Raw genomic sequence first — 17222 nt, 5'->3', positions numbered from 1 at the left:
ACCTTGGCAATGCTTGCAGATAAATCTGAATGTATTCAAATGCACTATGCCAGCGTTTAAGCTGCTAACATAACAGGTGCGACTAATCTTTAGTATTAAGTGATATAACTAACGATAAAGGCGTCACAATCTAAGCTTCTTTTTATTGATTTCCTTTACGGTTGGCAATTCAATTTGTTTTGTTTTTCCTGTCATAGATTCCTATTTTATATTTCTCCTCAAATAGGAAAAGCCCTAACTCCATAAAGGAATTAGGGCTCGATAATCTGATACATAACTACAATATATATTTATTCTTACATTTATTACTCCATTAATGAGATAAAGAACATACAAAAGGCAGACAACTTAGACAAACAGGTTGTCTGCCTGTGTGTTGAACTTTTTTTGGAAATAAGTTTAATAGAATTTTTCACTTACTGGGTTTCTTCGCTCCCGCATGTTTTCTCCTCTCCACATGTTACCATGCAGATCCATACGGCATGCGATCCTCACTGCTACAAACCCGAAGCCATCTTTACAGCATTACTGATGCTGATCCACCTCATCATTTCGTATGATTGGATGAATACTCAACTCTTAGCGATTCGCACCATTTACTAGCTCACCCTGCCTGCATGGATTCGCCTGCCTAACCATAGCAATCTTTTAAAGAACCTTGCCCCGATTCTTCGGGTACGATTTCACCTGACTTCACTCCTTCGGCTATCAGCGCCTCACCGAATGTAGAAGGATTAGGCACTTATGCATTGGACTGCTCCACAAGGGTAGAAATTACGCCTGCCAAATGACCTGCAACAATTAAGAAAAAATACCCCATGCCCGATTGCTAAGTTATCAACAATGGACATGAGGTATAAATTCCTGCTTAATTCACCAATTTACACTGGCTTATAAAGCAACGTTTTGTTTATTAAACTTCAGGATTCGCTGGAGCTTGCTCATCCGCTGGAGCTTGCTCATCCGCTGGAGCTTGCTCATCCGCTGGAGCTTGCTCATCCGCTGGAGCTTCGGCAGAAGCTACGCCTGAAAGACCCTTAACTGTTTGAGAAGCTTGTCTGATATCTTCAAGATCTTCTAGAGCAGAAGTAGTATTGCTGCGGTATGTTAATGTTGCAGCTGCATATACTTTTCCAGCTTCAAAGACATCTTGGCCGAATGTCAGGGTAACAATGTAATCACTTGTTGCATCTACTTCTGCAGATGTTGCAGCTGCATTGCGTAGAGCACCAGATACTGAATATTGTGCACCAGCAGTTGCAGTGTTAGCATCTTCAAAACGTACAGCTTCAGAGTAAACAACAGCTAGTGAATCTGTACCAGTGATTTGAGTACCAACGATTACTGGAGCTGCTTTATCGTTGAAGTCAGAAGCGTCTAAATCAGCTGAATCGAAAGCAGCATTTTCGATGCCGTTTACATCTGTAAGTGAATCTTCAGCGATTTCTACTGTCAAGTCTGCGCCTGTAGTGAATTTAACAGCATCAGAAGCTGGAGTGATAGTTAATGTATCGCCCGCAGCTGATACTTTGATCAGATTAGACCCTGTCAATAATGCTGGTGCTACAGAACCATTTACTGACTTGATGAAACCTGTTACTTGAATATCTGATTCTTCCAGGTTAGAAACATTGATTGCCTCATTAAATTCTACTGTTACTTTCTCAGCAGAGTTAACTGTTACTGAATCAACCTCAGGAGCGCTGATATCAAGACCGTTTAGTGTAATATCTAGCTCGTCATTTGTGTTAGGTGTAGCTGTAGTTGTAACTGAATTGAATGATCCTTCAGCAAGTGTGATTTTGTAAGTATCACCTGCTTCTGGTACAAATCCATCAAATGCAGTTTCTACGTCACGCACGATAAATGTTTTACCAGTTGAATCGCCTTCGTAAACTTCAATAGAAGCAGGATCTACAAGACTAGATGAACCATCTAGGTTTTCAATTGTAATATCAGCAGCATCTGTAACGTTTGCTGGCTGGTTAAGAGTAATTAGAAGATCTGCTGCATCTTTTTCGCCAGTCTGACGAACGAACTTCGCAGAGAAGTCTGTTACTTCTGCATTGTTAGCAGCTACCACACTCTTATCATTCACTGCATCGCTTGTTGCGTTTGTGAATGTTTCGTTTACAGCAAGACCTGCAGGAAGGCTAACTTTGTATGTTCTGCCATCGCGAAGGTATTGTTCTTCACCATTCACTTCTAATGGAGCTACTGTTAGAGTAACGTCTCTACCGTTGTCTGCAAGAACTACATCTGTTACGTCAAACTCGCGGCCGTCCGCTTGAGTTACAGAGAACTGGTTAAGGTTTAAACCTTGAAGTTCTGCAAGCTCTTTATCAAACGTTACAACGATTGTTTCTTGGTCTACAACACGTGCTACAGATGCTTTTGGTTTTGCTTCAGCAAGTGTTGGTGTTTTAAGTGTTACTGTTCTTTGAGCAGTTGTCAGTTGAGAACCGTCTTTTGCTTCTACAGCTGCATCGATCACAACTTTATAAGTTTGACCCGCTTCCAATACATCAGGGTTAATATCGAATTCAACAGCATCATTAGAAGTTGCATTTACAAATTCGCCGTTTGCAAATACACCTTCAACTTCAACGTTGTTTTTATCGTAAACTGTGTAGTTAGCTTCGTCTAAAGCTTCTTCAGTCATTTCTTCGTCAAAGTTGAATACGAATGTATCTTCGTCTCCAGCAAGCTCGACGTCAGGAACTTCAAGACCTTTTAATAGAACAGTAGAAGCTGATTTTGCTTCAACTTCAGCAAGAGCTGTGTCAGTACCGTATTGGCTTACAAGCGCTACAGTGTATGCACGGCCTTCAACTAGTTCAGTTTCTACTTCATCAGTGCTTTCGTTGTCGCCCAATACAACTGTAGCTGTTTTGTTGTCATCGCTGAAGCTAACAACTGTTGAAACAAGGTTAGCTGTTTGAGCTGTTTCAGAAGAATCGAATACTACGATGCGGTTTCCAGCTTCTTCGATGAAGTCAACTTGCTCGTCAGTAAGAGCCGTTTTGAATGTAACTTCAAGCTGAGTTTCGTTAATCGCTGTTACAGATGAAATTGCTGCATTTGTTACTGGGTCTTCATCTGGAGTATCGATTTGGCTGATTCTATGAAGGAAGATTGCAAACTCACCACGTGTGATTGCATCAGCTGTACCGAATGAAGTAGCTGTTTTACCTTCAGTAACTTTGTTAGCTACCAACGCTTCAACAGCTTCAGCGTAACGTGAAGAAACATCCGTGAATTTCACATCTGCATCACCGCTAAGGTTGTAAGCATTCGCTAGAATCAATGCAATCTCACCACGAGTGATGTTGTCTGCTGCACCGAATGAAGTAGTTGTTTTACCATTGATGATGCCTTCTTCTTTAAGTGCGTTCACGTAAACCGCAGCACGATCAGGAACATCAGAGAAGCCTGAAGCTGGACGGTCTGAAAGATCAAGCTTTAGTGCTTTTGCAATCATAACAGCCGCATCAACGCGTTTGATTGATTGAACTGTACCGTATTGAGTATCAGTGATACCATTTGTGATTTGATTTTCTAAAAGGTAATCAACTGCAGTCAGGTAACGCTCAGGTACATCAGTGAAGTCTGTTGCTGCACCAGTTTCTGCTGCAAAAGCAGGTGTAACTGCAGTTGCTACTAAAGTAGCTGTCGCTGCTGTAGCAACGAATTTACGATAAGACTTTGGTTGGTAAGCCATGTAATTAGTTCCTCCCGTTTTGTGTGGTTGTGGTTTTTTTATGAAATCAAACAGCAGGTAAGCTGATTGTTCCGTATGAAATAAGTTTGAGTTATTTACTGTTTTTCTCATAAAGTGAAACATTATGTACTGCAAGGAGAATTTAACAGCTCTGTAACTCACAAGTAACATTCTATCAAACAAGAAAGTTTTTTCAACCCGTTTTTCGTTATTTCCATAATTTATTCAAAAAGTAATATTTGATATATTCTTGTCAAAACAATGAAAATAAATTGTCGAATAAAACCAATTTGTTTCATAGCTTATTCATTATATACCATATGCTAGGTAAAATTAAAGTTTTTTCCCCTGTAAGATTTGTAATTTTTGTTTCATATCTCCTTTAAAACCAGACGGGGTGCGGGCTGAGAGATTACAGCAAGGTTGCAATTCTCTTGAACTTCTGCATATGGTTCTTTGTTATTATCGGCACGTTTTCATGATTATTTAGTTATATTTTTATAACGTGGAAAAAAGCTTTTTTGTCCAACAAAAGCTTGTCAAATCAGCCTTTTTTTCCATAAATAGGTCTAAAATCTAATACTTACATACATGAAACTCCCATGCCCTGTAACACTGTAATGCAGGCCGTTTGGCAGTCTTCTGGAAAATTCTATTACGTTGGTTCTCTTGTCGACACCTGGCTGCCGAATGTGATTTTTGACGTAATTGTAATCGCATCGCCGGTTGTCTATCCGTCTAACCGCCGCTTCTATATCAAGCAGCTCTCCACCTGTTACCTTCTTAAAAAGCCGGTACTAAGGTAAATATTCACAAAAAAATTAAGGGAAATCGCAAATTTACCGCGTGTGATCTGGTCTTCCGTTCCGAATGAATCCTTATCTTCACTGAATATGATTCCGCTTTCAACAGTAGACTGACAGCCGCTAGCAGCGGTTTAAGACATCGGTAAGCCTCTTTATATTATCTGTGTAGATGTGCTAATCACATACGCTCCCGCCAGCATGAGGGCTGCTTTCCCTCATGTTACGTTTTGCTGTGATGCCAATTGTTTCACCGATTTCCCTTTGTAACAAAACCTCCCTTTTCGAATTTATGAAATAAATTCTAAAGTAAATAAGCTAAATACTACGGAAAAATAACAATTACTTTACAGCATATACCCTGTTATTACAGGTTAAATAAACATAATTAATTAAAATAATCCGTAATTACTAGTTTATAGAATTTATTAGTTTTTACTCCTATACAATTACTTATTTTTCTTTCCATTCTTAATCTATTTGACAATTCATTCAATATATTAGACAGAACGCGTCCCTGCTTTTTTCCTGTTTTCTGAAAACCTTTACTGCCTTTACAGCGAAAAATTTTTCATAAAAAAAAAGCCCTGTCCCGTTAATGGGACAGAGCAAAATATTACAATTGGTTAAAAATTGAAATCAGTTTAGGCTGAACAGCAGATTCTTCGTATTCAAGCGCCGTCTGATACGCAGCTTCGGCGACTCGGTCGCGTTCGGCCTGCTGGAGGTCGTCAAACGCAAGAAGGGCTTCTTTCAGCTCTTCCGGGTTGCCCGGCTCGAACAGCCAGCTGTTTTCGCCTGGCTTCACGTAATCTAGAATGCCGCCGATCGCGCTGGCGATAATCGGCGTGCGGCACGCCATCGCTTCCAGGCCGACAAGGCCGAGGCTTTCGCCTTTACGCGTGGTCGGAAACACAAAGGCTTCCACAGCATTATATACATTGGCAAGGCCGGATTGCTTCATTAATGGATAGTGGATGACCACATCCCCAATGCCAAGCTCGGCCACAAGCTCTTTAAAAGCCGCTTCGTCCTTGCCGGAACCGACTGCGATAAATTTCGTTCCGTGGTCCGGCTTTTCATCCACGTACCGTTTTATGGCATGCAAATAATGGTCCCAGCCTTTGCCGACGTCTAAACGTCCGACATAGCCTATGTAGCGGTAAGACGGATCCAGCTCGAGCTCGGACAGCGCCTGTGCCCGCTCCTTCGGATGAAACACGTCTTTGTTGACGCCGCCGGACGGGAAAACAGCCACAGGTGTCTGCACGCCATACTTTTCTTTTACAAGTGACTCGTAATAGTGAGACGGCGTAATGATCAGCGCGGACTGCTCAAGCAGCTGCTTCACATACGGCTGGTATTTTTCCTGGGACGGCACTTCCGGCACGACGTCGCTTCCGTGAACGTTCGTCACAATGCGGACGGATGGCTTTAACCGCTTTAAAAGCAGCAGCGGCAGCGCGTTGTGCGACGCATAGTGCACATAGATCGCATCATAGCGGCCGGACATGCCTTGACGTACGAGGTTCGCATAATACGAAGCGTAGCCAATAGCTTTCGCCGCTTTTGATGTCTTTTTTTCAAGCACAACCCGGTCGACTTCAAAACCGCCGTTTTTCAGGATGCGCTCGGTGTTTTGCACGAACACGCCGTAGCTTGGAAACTGGGCATTCGGGTACATGTTCGCGGCAAGCAAAATACGCTTCATTTCCGATACTCCCGCAGTTTTTGTTCCATATAATCAAGCAGTCCTTCCCGAAGGTCCGGACGCTGGAGGGCGAATTCAATCGTTGTTTCCACAAAGCCCTGCTTTTCACCGACATCATAGCGATTTCCGTCAATTTCATAGCCGTATACAGACTGGATCGTATTCAGCTTTTCAATCGCATCCGTCAGCTGAATTTCTCCGCCTGCGCCGATTTCAAGCTCACTCAAGTAATTGAAAATTTCCGGCGTAAACACGTAGCGGCCAATAATCGCCATATTAGACGGCGCTGTGCCCTGCTTCGGCTTTTCCACAAACTTGTTTACTTTATAACGGCGGCCAACCTGTTCAGACGGGTCGATAATGCCGTAGCGGTGCGTTTCAGACGGCGGCACTTCCATCACGCCAATCACAGATGAGCCGGTTTCTTCGTACTGCTCGATCATCTGCCCGAGGCACGGTTGGTCCGCCTGGACGATATCATCCCCTAACAGCACAGCAAACGGCTCGTCACCGATAAACTTGCGTGCCGTCCAGACGGCATGGCCAAGGCCAAGCGGCGCTTTTTGGCGGATGTAGTGAATATCGACTTTGCCGGAGTCCTTTACTTCCTGCAGCAGCTCGAACTTTTGCTTTTCTTCCAGCTTGTGCTCGAGAAGCGGCGCGGAGTCGAAATGATCTTCGATGGCACGCTTGTCTTTGCCGGTTACGATAATAATATCTTCAATGCCGGATGCAATTGCTTCATCGACGATATATTGAATCGTCGGCTTGTCGACAATCGGCAGCATTTCTTTCGGCATCGCTTTGGTTGCCGGCAGGAAGCGGGTGCCGAGCCCCGCTGCCGGAATAATGGCTTTGCGTACTTTTTTCATGACGAACTCTCCCTTTAGTTTTTCGAATCGCCGAGCACGTACACGTCAAAGCCAGCCGATTCCCACGTCGCGCGGTCAATGCAGTTTTTCGTGTCGATGACGATTTTGTTTTTCATATTCGAAAGTGTTGTCGGGTAAATCTCTTTAAATTTATTATGGTTGGTCAGGATTAAGATCGCCGATGCATCCTGCAGTGCTTCTTCCTGCGACTGCACCTGTTCTGGAATATTGTTTTCTTTAATATGCGGATCATAGGCGCTCAGCTCGATGCCGCGTTCGCGCATTGCTTCAATCACATCCACTGACGGGCTTTCGCGCATATCGTCAATGTTGCCTTTGAAGGCAAGGCCAAATACCGCTACTTTCGGATCTTTAATACCTTTTGCATCTAAAATGCTCGCTGTCATTTGAGCTGTGTAGCCTGGCATGCCGTCGTTTGTCTTACGCGCAAGGTGAATCATTTGTGCGGTTTCCGGCGCAAGCTCGACTAAGAACCATGGATCAACCGCGATGCAGTGACCGCCGACACCAGGACCTGGCTCATGCACGTTTACACGCGGGTGGTAGTTGGCAAGCTTAATCGCTTCCCAAATGTTCACGCCAAGAGTCTCTGCCAGTTTTGCCAGCTCGTTCGCAAAAGCAATGTTAATATCACGGTATGTGTTTTCCATGACTTTTACAAGCTCTGCCGTTGTAGCATCGGTTTCGTGCATCTGCCCTTTTACAAACGATTTGTACAGCTCTTTTGTCTGGTGAGCCGATTCCGCCGTGTAGCCGCCGATGATCCGGTCATTTGACACAAGCTCTTCAAACACGCGGCCAGGGATAACGCGTTCCGGTGAGTGAGAAACAAACAATTCTGTGCCGATCTCAAGGCCTGACTTCACAAGCTCCGGTATCATCACATCCTGCACCGTACGAGGCGGAACCGTTGATTCCAAAATCACCAGGTTGCCTTTTTCAAGATATGGCACAACAGAAGCGGTCGCTTCGCGTACGTATTCCAGGTTCGCCGTTTTGTCCGGCATAATTGGAGATGGTACGGCAATGATAAACACGTCTGCTTTGCGCGGCTTTGTAGAAGCCGAGAACAAGCCTGCATCGATCGCTTTTTCCAGACGCTCCTGCAAGCCGTTTTCTTCAATATGCAATTGCTTTTCGTTAATCATATTGACTGCTTTTTCATTTACATCTACGCCATAAACCGTATGGCCGTGGTTCGCAAACATAACCGCTGTCGGAAGCCCAATGTAGCCAAGGCCGACAACACAGATTGATTTTTTCATGACTTATCTCCCTTTAGTTATTAACACGCGCACTAAAAAGCGCGGTAAATTCATTTGGCGTTTGATTCGTTTCGGATCAGAGCCGAGACGGTACAGCCATTCAAGCCCTGCTTTGCGGAATGCGGCAGGTGCACGCTTAACCATTCCCGAGAACACGTCAAAGCTTCCGCCAACGCCTTGAAACACAAGAACATTCGGCAGGTTTGGCATATTGCGCTGAATCCACAGCTCCTGCTTCGGGCTGCCAAGTGCCACAAACAGCAGGCGCGCACCGCTTTCGTGAATGCGGCGCACCAGTGCTTCTTCATTCTTTTCATAGCCGTTCGTGTATCCCGCAACGACAAGTCCCGGATTTGTTTTCTTTATATTTTCGATCGCTTTTGTGACAACTTCTTCCTTCGCTCCGTAAAAATAAACCGGATGCCCTTCTTCTGCGGCAAAGCGAAGCAGGCGGGCCATCATGTCCACACCGGTTACCCGCGATGTGATGCGCCCTCCCTTTAATTTAGACGCAAGAAGAATGCCGACGCCGTCCGCAATTTGAAACGTGGACGAATTGATCAGCTGCTTTACCTGGTCGTTTTGATTTGCGGCAATCACTTTTTCCGGATTGACCGCGATAATCGTCGACTGCTGCTGCTTCTCCATACGCTCGCGGAGGGATGCGATAATTTGGTCATATGTTAAAGGCGAGACATCCACGCCAAGATATGTTTCCTTCATTCTCTTACCAGCCTCTATTCCGTTTGCTTTCAATTTTCTTAGTATAGCAGATTTTCGGAAAGGGTGCATCCCGTTGAATGAACCGGTTTTTTGTCGAATAAAGGGCATCCCTTCTTTTTCTGGCAGGGAATTAGGACTTTTCGGTCGATTTTCGATTCAGCCCGCGCCGCTTCAAGAAACATTTTACTCTACACGTTACAAGTGATAGAATTTTACAAGATATATTCTCGAGGAGGAAGAACCTTTGAAAATTGTGATTTCCGGCTTCTACGGTCTTGGCAACACAGGCGATGAAGCGATTTTAAAGTCGATTGTCGATAATCTGCGTACAGAGCTCGACAATCCCGATATTACGGTGTTTTCCCTGTCACCCGACAAAACAGCGAAAGAGCATAACGTAAAGTCCTTTTACCGTGGCTGGCGTCATGACAATAAAGAAAAAGTAAAAGCGCTCCGTAAAGCCGATCTGCTCATTTCCGGCGGCGGCGGTCTGCTTCAGGATTCGTATCCGACGAAGTTTTTATTCGGCCCGCTTCCTTATTATTTGCTGATTGTCTTTTTGGCTAAACTCTGCGGGGCAAAAGTCATGTTTTTCTCCCAGGGTATTGGACCGGTTACCTCAACATGGGGCAAAATTTTAATGAAGGTATTCGCGAACATGGCGGACTTTGTAACGGTGCGTGACCAGTATTCAAAAGATTACCTTCATTCATTAGGCGTTAACCGCCCGGAATCTGTTGTGACGGCTGATATCGTATTTGCATTTCAATCGAAGGAAGAAGATATTGCGTACAACACTCTTCCATTAAAAGGTGACGAGAAAATTGTAGCCGTGACGGTGCGTCCTTGGTTTGACCACCCGGACTACATTGAAAAAATGGCTTATGTGCTCGATGAACTGATTGAACGCCGTGGCGTTACGCCGGTATTCGTGCCGATGGAAGGAAAATACGATGTGCCGGCTTCTGAAGATGTCATGGCTAAAATGAAGCATGCGGATAAAACGATGATGCTTGGTTCTCATTTTTCGCCAGAGGAATTTTTAAACTTTATCCGCCGTTCGGATTTAACGTTCGGCCTGCGTTTGCACGCGCTTATTTTCGCTGCGCTGTCAAACGTGCCGCACCTTGGCCTCAGCTATGATAAAAAAGTGGAAAGCTTCCTGAAGCGCTCCGGCATGTGGGATTACTCATTCCGCCTTGGCGAAATCGATCAGGAAAAAATGCTCGAAAACGCGCTGTACTTGCTTGACCATAAAAAAGAGGCACAGGCGGTTATCGCGCCAAACGTAGTCGAGCTTCGCCGCGAAGCGTTACGGAATTTAGACTTGTTAAAAGAAAAGTTCGGATCTAAAAGGAGATCATAAACGTGAAAATTTTACTTGCTACTTCGTATGATTACCCGCATCTTGGCGGATTGTCGACGCATATGGCGACATTGAAAATTGGTCTTGAAGCACGCGGCCATGAGGTTGATACGCTGTCTTTCAGCGATGTGCCGAAATGGAAGCGTGACTTTATCGCACGCGGCCCATCGTTTCTTTTAAACAAAGCATCTCTTGGTGCCGGTTATGTGTGGACGCTGGAGCGTCGCCAGGCTTTTCTAGAAGAAATGCTGAAGCGCCCGGACTGCCCAAAGTATGATATCGTCAATGCGCAGGATGTATTCGCGACACGCGCTTCTATCAATGCAGGCTTACCGACCGTTACAACCGTTCACGGCTACTTAACGTATGAAGGGATTTCCAAAGGTTCGGTCGCAGAAGGCTCGAAGCATGCGGACAAGCTGATGGAAGTCGAACGCGAAGGCTACCGGAAAACACGCGCAGTCATTACCGTAGATACTCGCATTAAAAATTACGTGAAAAAAGAAGCCGGCATTGATGGAACAGCGATCCGCAACTTCATTAATGTCGATGACTTTAAACCGGATTCTGAGAACAAAGCGACTTACCGCCAGAAGCACGGCGTCGATGCAACAGCGCCTGTTTTCTTCGTACCGCGCCGCTTAACAAAGAAAAACGGTGTAATTTATCCGATTCTTTCGTTCCCGCCGGTACTGGAGAAATACCCGAACGCTCAGCTGATTTTTGCCGGAACCGGTGAAGCGATGGACGAAATGAAGCGCCTGATCGCAGAACGCGGCATTGAGAAAAACGTGCACTTACTCGGTGCCGTCGATCACAGTGTCATTAAAGAATATTACGCACTGGCTGATGTGGTGCTTGTACCGAGCGTATTCTCGGCCGGTGTAGAAGAAGCCACTTCGATTTCCGCTCTTGAAGCGATGGGCTCCGGCTCACCATTGATCGCCTGCGCGGTCGGCGGATTAAAAGAAATCGTGAACCACGGCGTAGACGGACTTCTAGTTGAAGAGAAAAACGTTGAGGAATTATCCGATGCGATGATTGAATTGCTGGATCATCCGGAAAAAGGCGCTCAGTATGCAGCGGCTGCCCGGAAAAAAATTGAAGATGAGTATTCGCATACGGCAGCTGCCGAGAAATACGAGTCGATTTATAAAGCTTCCCTTTAATGGGAGGCTTTTTTTCGTGTTTGGTCCGGAAACTTTTGGTTTGGGCCGGATTTCGGTCTGCCTGGGCCGGTATTTTCTTTTTCCGGCTCAAGCGTGTGATTTTCCGGCCCAAATTTCTTTTTTCCGGCCGAAGACTGTATGGTTTATTCCCATTTCCATTCTTCCGGCAGATGATACACTCTCCCTTTTGTGTCCCCTTTCTTTTCAACCGCCCACTTTCTTAACAATTTTTTGGCGACTGATTCTGATTGGATGCCCGTAAAGGCTCTGATTTTTTTGTTCACCGCTTTTGTGCCGAACAGCCGCACATATTCTTTCAAAGCCGGGAGATGCGGGTTCTTTAAAGAAGTGCTGCACTTTCGGCAAAGCCATCTTTTTTTTACGCGTTCAATCGACCAGCACCGGCAATATGGGCATTGGATGCCGGTGTGAAGGTGTGCAGGCTCAATCCGAAATTGTTTCATGATATCCGGATCATAGGGTTTGTTGTGCCGTTCAAGCTCACTGGCGATTTTGTATACTTGTGTTTTGGCTAAAATGGTTTGTTTGCCCTGAAGAATTCATGAACTTTTGCGGAGATTTCCTGTGCATAGAGGATAAGGGAATGATCAAAGGCATCCGGAGGAGTGATTTCTATGCGGACGTTTGGATGGGTTAGAACGACCGCAGCCATAATAGGGATGGGCTGATCCAGCCACTGTTCCAGCCCGCGCTTGTGGCGAAGCACCTGCGTAATGGGGTCATCATAGGTGACATTTCCTCTTCTCAGCTGCCTCGTTAACCGGTCGAAAACAAGGCGGCCGCTAAAATGCTTGGCGTCTAAAATGAAGATCATCTGCTGCGTAATCACGACGGTATCCATATTTTTATTTTCCGGCCCAAGCCGAGCCGACCCACAAAAAAACAGCCAGGGACTCGTCCCTGGCTGTACGATTATTCTTATTTCATCCACTCAGTGTGGAAGGTACCTTCTTTGTCAATACGCTTGTACGTATGCGCACCGAAGTAGTCACGCTGCGCTTGAATCAAGTTCGCAGGCAGTGTTTCTGTACGGTAGCTGTCATAGTATGCCACAGCACTCGCGAAAGATGGAACCGGAATGCCGGTCTCGATCGCAAGAGATACAACTTTACGAAGCGACGTTTGGTAATTTTGAACGATATCTTTGAAGTATTCGTCCAACAGCAGGTTTGGAAGCTCTGCGTTGCGGTCGAATGCTTCTTTGATTTTTTGAAGGAACTGCGCACGGATGATGCAGCCGCCGCGGAAGATCATCGCGATGTCGCCGTAACGAAGGTTCCAGTCGTACTCTTCTGATGCAGCTTTCATTTGTGCAAAGCCTTGTGCGTATGAACAGATTTTGCTCATGTAAAGCGCCTGGCGGACAGCTTCGATCAATTCTTTCTTTTGATCTGAATCTACTTCTTTCGGAGAAGGGCCGCTTAATTGCTTGCTTGCTTCTACGCGCTCTTCTTTAAGAGCAGAAATAAAGCGTGCGAAAACAGATTCTGTGATGATTGGAAGCGGAACGCCAAGGTCAAGCGCGTTTTGGCTCGTCCATTTGCCTGTTCCTTTTTGGCCGGCTGCGTCTAAAATCACGTCTACAAGCGCCTTGCCTGTTTCGTCATCTTTCTTCGTGAAGATGTCCGCTGTGATTTCGATCAGGTAGCTGTCAAGCTCGCCTTTGTTCCACTCGGCAAATGTGTCAGCAAGCTCTTCTGTTGACAAGCCGATCACATGCTTCAAGATAAAGTATGCTTCTGAGATCAGCTGCATATCGCCGTACTCGATACCGTTGTGCACCATTTTTACATAATGGCCGGCACCGTCTGGACCGATGTATGTAGTACATGCTTCGCCGTCTACTTTTGCTGCGATCGCTTCAAAGATTGGACGAACAAGTTCAAATGCTTCACGCTGTCCGCCTGGCATGATAGAAGGCCCTTTTAGTGCTCCTTCTTCACCGCCGGATACGCCTGTGCCGACAAAGTTAAAGCCAAGGCCGGCAAGCTCTTTGTTGCGGCGTACAGTGTCCTGGAAGAACGTGTTTCCGCCGTCGATGATGATATCTCCTTTGTCCAGGTATGGCTTCAAAGAATCAATCGTTGCATCTGTTGCTGCACCTGCTTTTACCATGAGCAAAATTTTGCGCGGTTTTTCAAGTGAGTTTACAAATTCTTCTACGCTGTATGCGCCTTTGAAGTTTTTGCCTTGTGCTTCTTCCTGAAGGAAAGCGGTCGTTTTATCTGCAGAACGGTTAAATACTGCTACTGAGTAGCCTCTGCTTTCGATATTAAGCGCCAGGTTTTTACCCATTACGGCAAGACCGATTACGCCAATTTGCTGTTTTGTCATAAAGAAATCCATCCTTTCTTTTTTCCCCTTAATTAAGCATTATAACGAAACTTATTTTGAATTTAAATACTGTTCTTTACTTTCAATCAATTTCTGCAAAATCGGACTCGTTTTTCCGCCTAACTCTTTCCAATTCTTCTCGTGGCGGCGCAGGTCGTAAAGCGTCAGCAGTTCATAGTCTCCGCCGTCGAATGTGCCGTCTCTGTTAATCTGATACCAAAGATCGCCATTCGGGCGAATCCATTTCTCGCCGGTTGACTCGACTGCCTGGCGAATATTGCGGGCCGCCAATAAATATTTTTTTTCTTTCGTTTCTTTGTACGCTTTGATAAACATATTGGCTTCGCCGAGTGAGTGGTTGAGCGAAGCATGGATAAACTGTTTACCCTGCTGCGGCGAGTAGTAATCAGCCGGGTAGTAGCCCTTCTCCGCAGGCACTATGTTATCAATACTGATTAATTTGAGCAAATAATCGCTATAATCCGTGAGTGCAGCTTCAAGCTCAGGCACCCCGAGCTCCTTGCCGATCCGGTGCAGATAAAGCGCGATCAGCTCATTATGGCGGGTATCGACATAGGGCGCGGTAATATCATACTTTTGCTTCAGCCACGTACTTGTAAATTCAGTTTTCCATATGACATCATTACGTGATGTCCGGTACGTCCACAGATTCGCCGCAGACTGCACGGTTAAATCATAAAAATAACGGTCCTGGTCTCTAAAAAAACGGTCAATCGCTTCTTTTTCGATCATTGTACCTAAATAAAGTCCGTATCCGTCTTTTGTAAAAGGTTCAACAGACCAGGGCAGTTTTTTCATTGGCCCGTCTACCGCAAACCAGTTGTTTACTTCTTTATAATGTTCTTTTTGAAACGTAATCCAGTCATTTAAATGGCTGCTTTCGTCAAAAAGCGGATGGTCGGCCAGCAAAAACCACTGGTCAGCCATTTGGTCCCGTTCCGACGTTAATTCAAACTGAACCCCTTCTTTGGAATGGGTTACGGTGTTTTTTTCGGCAAGCAGCTCATGCAGCCGGCTTTCCCGTCCGCTCCCGTACAATTCTGTCAGTTCTTTTGATGTAAACGAGTGGCTCATCACAAGCTCGTTCACAAACTCATGATTCTTCGTGTAGCGGAGCAGCCCTACAGGCGGCTTGGTCGGATCGACACCGGTCACTTTATTGTGCTCACGCACCGGCATGTCCTTTGTCCAGTCTATCATATAATAATCGTCCGCACCCGGAATCGAGATTGTTGCTTTTATCGTCCCTTTACCGCTCAGCCGTGTCATCACAAACTGGTCGCCATTATTCAACTTGCGCACCCGAACGGTAATACTTGCGGACTGAGCGTCCAATTTATAAACCGTGTCTTTGTAAAGCGAGTCAAGTCCTTCTGGCTGAAATTTTTGCTCCAGCCGAAGCCCTTCCGCTTCCAATACGAGCATCCGGCTGCCGAGCGGGATTTCCGCTCTGTCTGCCGGCTCTTCTTCCTTCGTTTCTGTACAGCCAGCCATGATAATCACAGCCAGCAAAAGAAGCAGCGCTTTTTTCACGACAGCGCTCCTTTGTTTCGTTTCACCAGGCTAAGCAGCTTCCGGAATCCTTCCTTGTAAAAAAGAAACAGCCCGGCCATATAAAGGGCAGCACCAATCGGGACAAGAATCACCAGCTGCCAGAGAGAGTACAAATCTTCAATAAACGGGCGAACGAAATAAAGCGGCACAGCCATAAATGCCGTTACAACAGCTGTCCGAATTAACAGACCGATCAGGCGGGCAGGCTCTGACTTATCAAAATCTTTATATACAAATACGGTACAGGTTGTTAAGTAATAAAGAGACACAATAGAGGTGGTCAGTGCCAGACCCGGATAGCCGAACGGCCCGATAAACAGCCAATTGAGCAGAGCGTTAATCGCAATGGTAAATACACTGATACGAAAAACGGTTTTTGTTTTCCCCTGTGCATACAACGCTTTGGCCACAATATACTGCATCCCCTGCGTCACAATCGTCGGCAAATAATACACAAGCGCCACGTATGTCTGATGTGTATCTGCTGAGGTGAATTTCCCCCGTTCAAAAATAAAAGACAGCACCGGCTCCCCTACAACCCAAAGACCAGCCGCAATAGGCGCCAGCGTGAGCAATGAAATTTGCATGCCGCTGAAAAACGTGTTTTGAAACCGCGGACGGTCATCAATCTGTTCAGCCAGCAGCGTAAAGATAATCACTGCAATCGTTGTGGCATAAATCGTATGCGGAATCGAGGAAAGCAGCTGGGCATTGTTCAAATACGTAACCGGGCCTTCCCCAATGCCGGAAGCAAAGCTTTTATTCACAAACACGTTGATCTGTCCGACAACCGAGCTGAGAATGGCCGGTGCGAGCAGCACAAGAAAGGAATGCTGAAATTCTTTGTCTCCGGACAGTGCCGGCTTCCACCGATAATCGGTTCGAAATAAATAATAAAATTGAACGAAAATACCCAAAATGGTTCCGGCCATAAAGCCGTATGCAAGGCTGGCAATGCCCCACTGATCGGCAAAAAGAAGTGCGAATGAAACCCCAAAGACGGTCTGCAGCAGCTTTGCCACCTGTGATGGAACAAAAATACGCCGTCCCTGTAAATAGGAATCTAAAATACTCGTCAACGCGATAAAAGACATAAATACAAAGAAAAACCGCGTGATCGAAATGGCTGTTTCCGCTGTTGCTTCGGTCATGTTTCCATAAATAAGCGGCACGAACCAGGGCGCAAACAAGTAGCCCAGAATAGAGATCAATATAAATAGAAGAAACGTGACATTCATAATGGCACTCGCCGTCCGGTCCGTGCGTTCTGGATTGGCCTGCCTGTTTTTCACATACATCGGCAGGAACACATTGTTAAACCCTCCGGCAATCATGGCAATCGCCAGTGTAATAAAAGAGAATGCAAGCAAGTAACCATCGGTTTGGCTGCTGACACCGAATTTGTACGCCATAATACTTTCACGCACAAATCCGGACAGCTTGACAATAAGCGCAAAAAGGGCAAGCCACAGCGCTGTTTTTTTCAAAGACATAGTCGTCGTACACCCCAGTTTTCTATTAAATTTCCTCGTTTATTTTACCCCATTTCCTTGCTTTGTGCGACAATCTGCCAAAACGTCCCAGAAAGAAACTGTGTAAGATAAACTAACAAAAAGCGAGATTGTTCTTTATTCATGCTTT

The 17222-nt window shown here is 45.6% G+C and carries 12 protein-coding genes; 2 read left to right on the top strand and 10 right to left on the bottom strand.

The window, feature by feature from the left end; all coding sequences use genetic code 11:
* Window positions 1–913 precede the first annotated feature (913 nt).
* The 5 genes from RRU94_RS10115 to RRU94_RS10095 all read right to left on the bottom strand — a co-directional run bounded on the left by RRU94_RS10115 (window position 914) and on the right by RRU94_RS10095 (window position 9116).
* Complete coding sequence (locus RRU94_RS10115; RefSeq protein WP_315694082.1) at window positions 914–3721, bottom strand: S-layer homology domain-containing protein; 2808 nt, start codon at window positions 3719–3721, stop codon at window positions 914–916.
* Window positions 3722–5140: 1419 nt separating this feature from the next.
* Window positions 5141–6235, bottom strand: a complete 1095-nt coding sequence (locus RRU94_RS10110; RefSeq protein WP_315694081.1) for a glycosyltransferase — start codon at window positions 6233–6235, stop codon at window positions 5141–5143.
* Window positions 6232–7107 (bottom strand): UTP--glucose-1-phosphate uridylyltransferase GalU, encoded by an 876-nt coding sequence (gene galU / locus RRU94_RS10105; protein WP_315694080.1) that lies wholly within the window; start codon window positions 7105–7107, stop codon window positions 6232–6234. Before galU ends, RRU94_RS10110 begins: the two co-directional genes overlap by 4 nt.
* A gap of 14 nt (window positions 7108–7121) precedes the next feature.
* Complete coding sequence (locus RRU94_RS10100; RefSeq protein WP_315694079.1) at window positions 7122–8393, bottom strand: nucleotide sugar dehydrogenase; 1272 nt, start codon at window positions 8391–8393, stop codon at window positions 7122–7124.
* Between the two features lie 3 nt (window positions 8394–8396).
* Window positions 8397–9116 (bottom strand): WecB/TagA/CpsF family glycosyltransferase, encoded by a 720-nt coding sequence (locus tag RRU94_RS10095; protein WP_315694078.1) that lies wholly within the window; start codon window positions 9114–9116, stop codon window positions 8397–8399.
* Between the two features lie 244 nt (window positions 9117–9360).
* Here RRU94_RS10095 and csaB point away from each other — a divergent pair, with 244 nt between their 5' ends.
* Entirely contained in the window at window positions 9361–10482 is a 1122-nt protein-coding gene (gene csaB / locus RRU94_RS10090; RefSeq protein WP_315694077.1) for a polysaccharide pyruvyl transferase CsaB, read from the top strand.
* Between the two features lie 2 nt (window positions 10483–10484).
* The gene (locus RRU94_RS10085; RefSeq protein WP_315694076.1) at window positions 10485–11651 is read left to right on the top strand and encodes a glycosyltransferase family 4 protein; all 1167 of its coding nucleotides are present in this window, start codon (window positions 10485–10487) and stop codon (window positions 11649–11651) included.
* Window positions 11652–11794: 143 nt separating this feature from the next.
* Here the strand turns inward: RRU94_RS10085 and RRU94_RS10080 are convergent, their stop codons facing one another.
* From RRU94_RS10080 to murJ, 5 genes are all read right to left on the bottom strand, one after another.
* On the bottom strand, window positions 11795–12115 hold the full coding sequence (locus tag RRU94_RS10080) for a hypothetical protein (RefSeq protein WP_315694075.1): 321 nt from the start codon (window positions 12113–12115) through the stop codon (window positions 11795–11797).
* A 68-nt stretch (window positions 12116–12183) separates the two neighbouring features.
* The gene (locus RRU94_RS10075) at window positions 12184–12603 is read right to left on the bottom strand and encodes a nuclease-related domain-containing protein (protein ID WP_315694074.1); all 420 of its coding nucleotides are present in this window, start codon (window positions 12601–12603) and stop codon (window positions 12184–12186) included.
* Entirely contained in the window at window positions 12591–14006 is a 1416-nt protein-coding gene (gndA, locus tag RRU94_RS10070; RefSeq protein ID WP_315694073.1) for an NADP-dependent phosphogluconate dehydrogenase, read from the bottom strand. The genes RRU94_RS10075 and gndA overlap by 13 nt, the downstream gene beginning before the upstream one ends.
* Before the next feature lie 51 nt (window positions 14007–14057).
* On the bottom strand, window positions 14058–15560 hold the full coding sequence (locus RRU94_RS10065; protein ID WP_315694072.1) for a hypothetical protein: 1503 nt from the start codon (window positions 15558–15560) through the stop codon (window positions 14058–14060).
* The gene (gene murJ / locus RRU94_RS10060) at window positions 15557–17074 is read right to left on the bottom strand and encodes a murein biosynthesis integral membrane protein MurJ (protein ID WP_315694071.1); all 1518 of its coding nucleotides are present in this window, start codon (window positions 17072–17074) and stop codon (window positions 15557–15559) included. The genes RRU94_RS10065 and murJ overlap by 4 nt, the downstream gene beginning before the upstream one ends.
* Window positions 17075–17222: the final 148 nt, after the last annotated feature.

The organism is Domibacillus sp. DTU_2020_1001157_1_SI_ALB_TIR_016, assembly GCF_032341995.1.
GTDB lineage: Bacteria > Bacillota > Bacilli > Bacillales > Domibacillaceae > Domibacillus > Domibacillus indicus_A.
This window is presented reverse-complemented; position numbering and strand designations above follow the sequence as displayed.

Bases quoted from the DNA above. Each gene is read 5' to 3' on its own strand.
- RRU94_RS10115 (WP_315694082.1), bottom strand. From the start codon at position 3,721: ATGGCTTACCAACCAAAGTCTTATCGTAAATTCGTTGCTACAGCAGCG.
- RRU94_RS10110 (WP_315694081.1), bottom strand. From the start codon at position 6,235: ATGAAGCGTATTTTGCTTGCCGCGAACATGTACCCGAATGCCCAGTTT.
- galU (WP_315694080.1), bottom strand. From the start codon at position 7,107: ATGAAAAAAGTACGCAAAGCCATTATTCCGGCAGCGGGGCTCGGCACC.
- RRU94_RS10100 (WP_315694079.1), bottom strand. From the start codon at position 8,393: ATGAAAAAATCAATCTGTGTTGTCGGCCTTGGCTACATTGGGCTTCCG.
- RRU94_RS10095 (WP_315694078.1), bottom strand. From the start codon at position 9,116: ATGAAGGAAACATATCTTGGCGTGGATGTCTCGCCTTTAACATATGAC.
- RRU94_RS10080 (WP_315694075.1), bottom strand. From the start codon at position 12,115: ATGAAACAATTTCGGATTGAGCCTGCACACCTTCACACCGGCATCCAA.
- gndA (WP_315694073.1), bottom strand. From the start codon at position 14,006: ATGACAAAACAGCAAATTGGCGTAATCGGTCTTGCCGTAATGGGTAAA.
- murJ (WP_315694071.1), bottom strand. From the start codon at position 17,074: ATGTCTTTGAAAAAAACAGCGCTGTGGCTTGCCCTTTTTGCGCTTATT.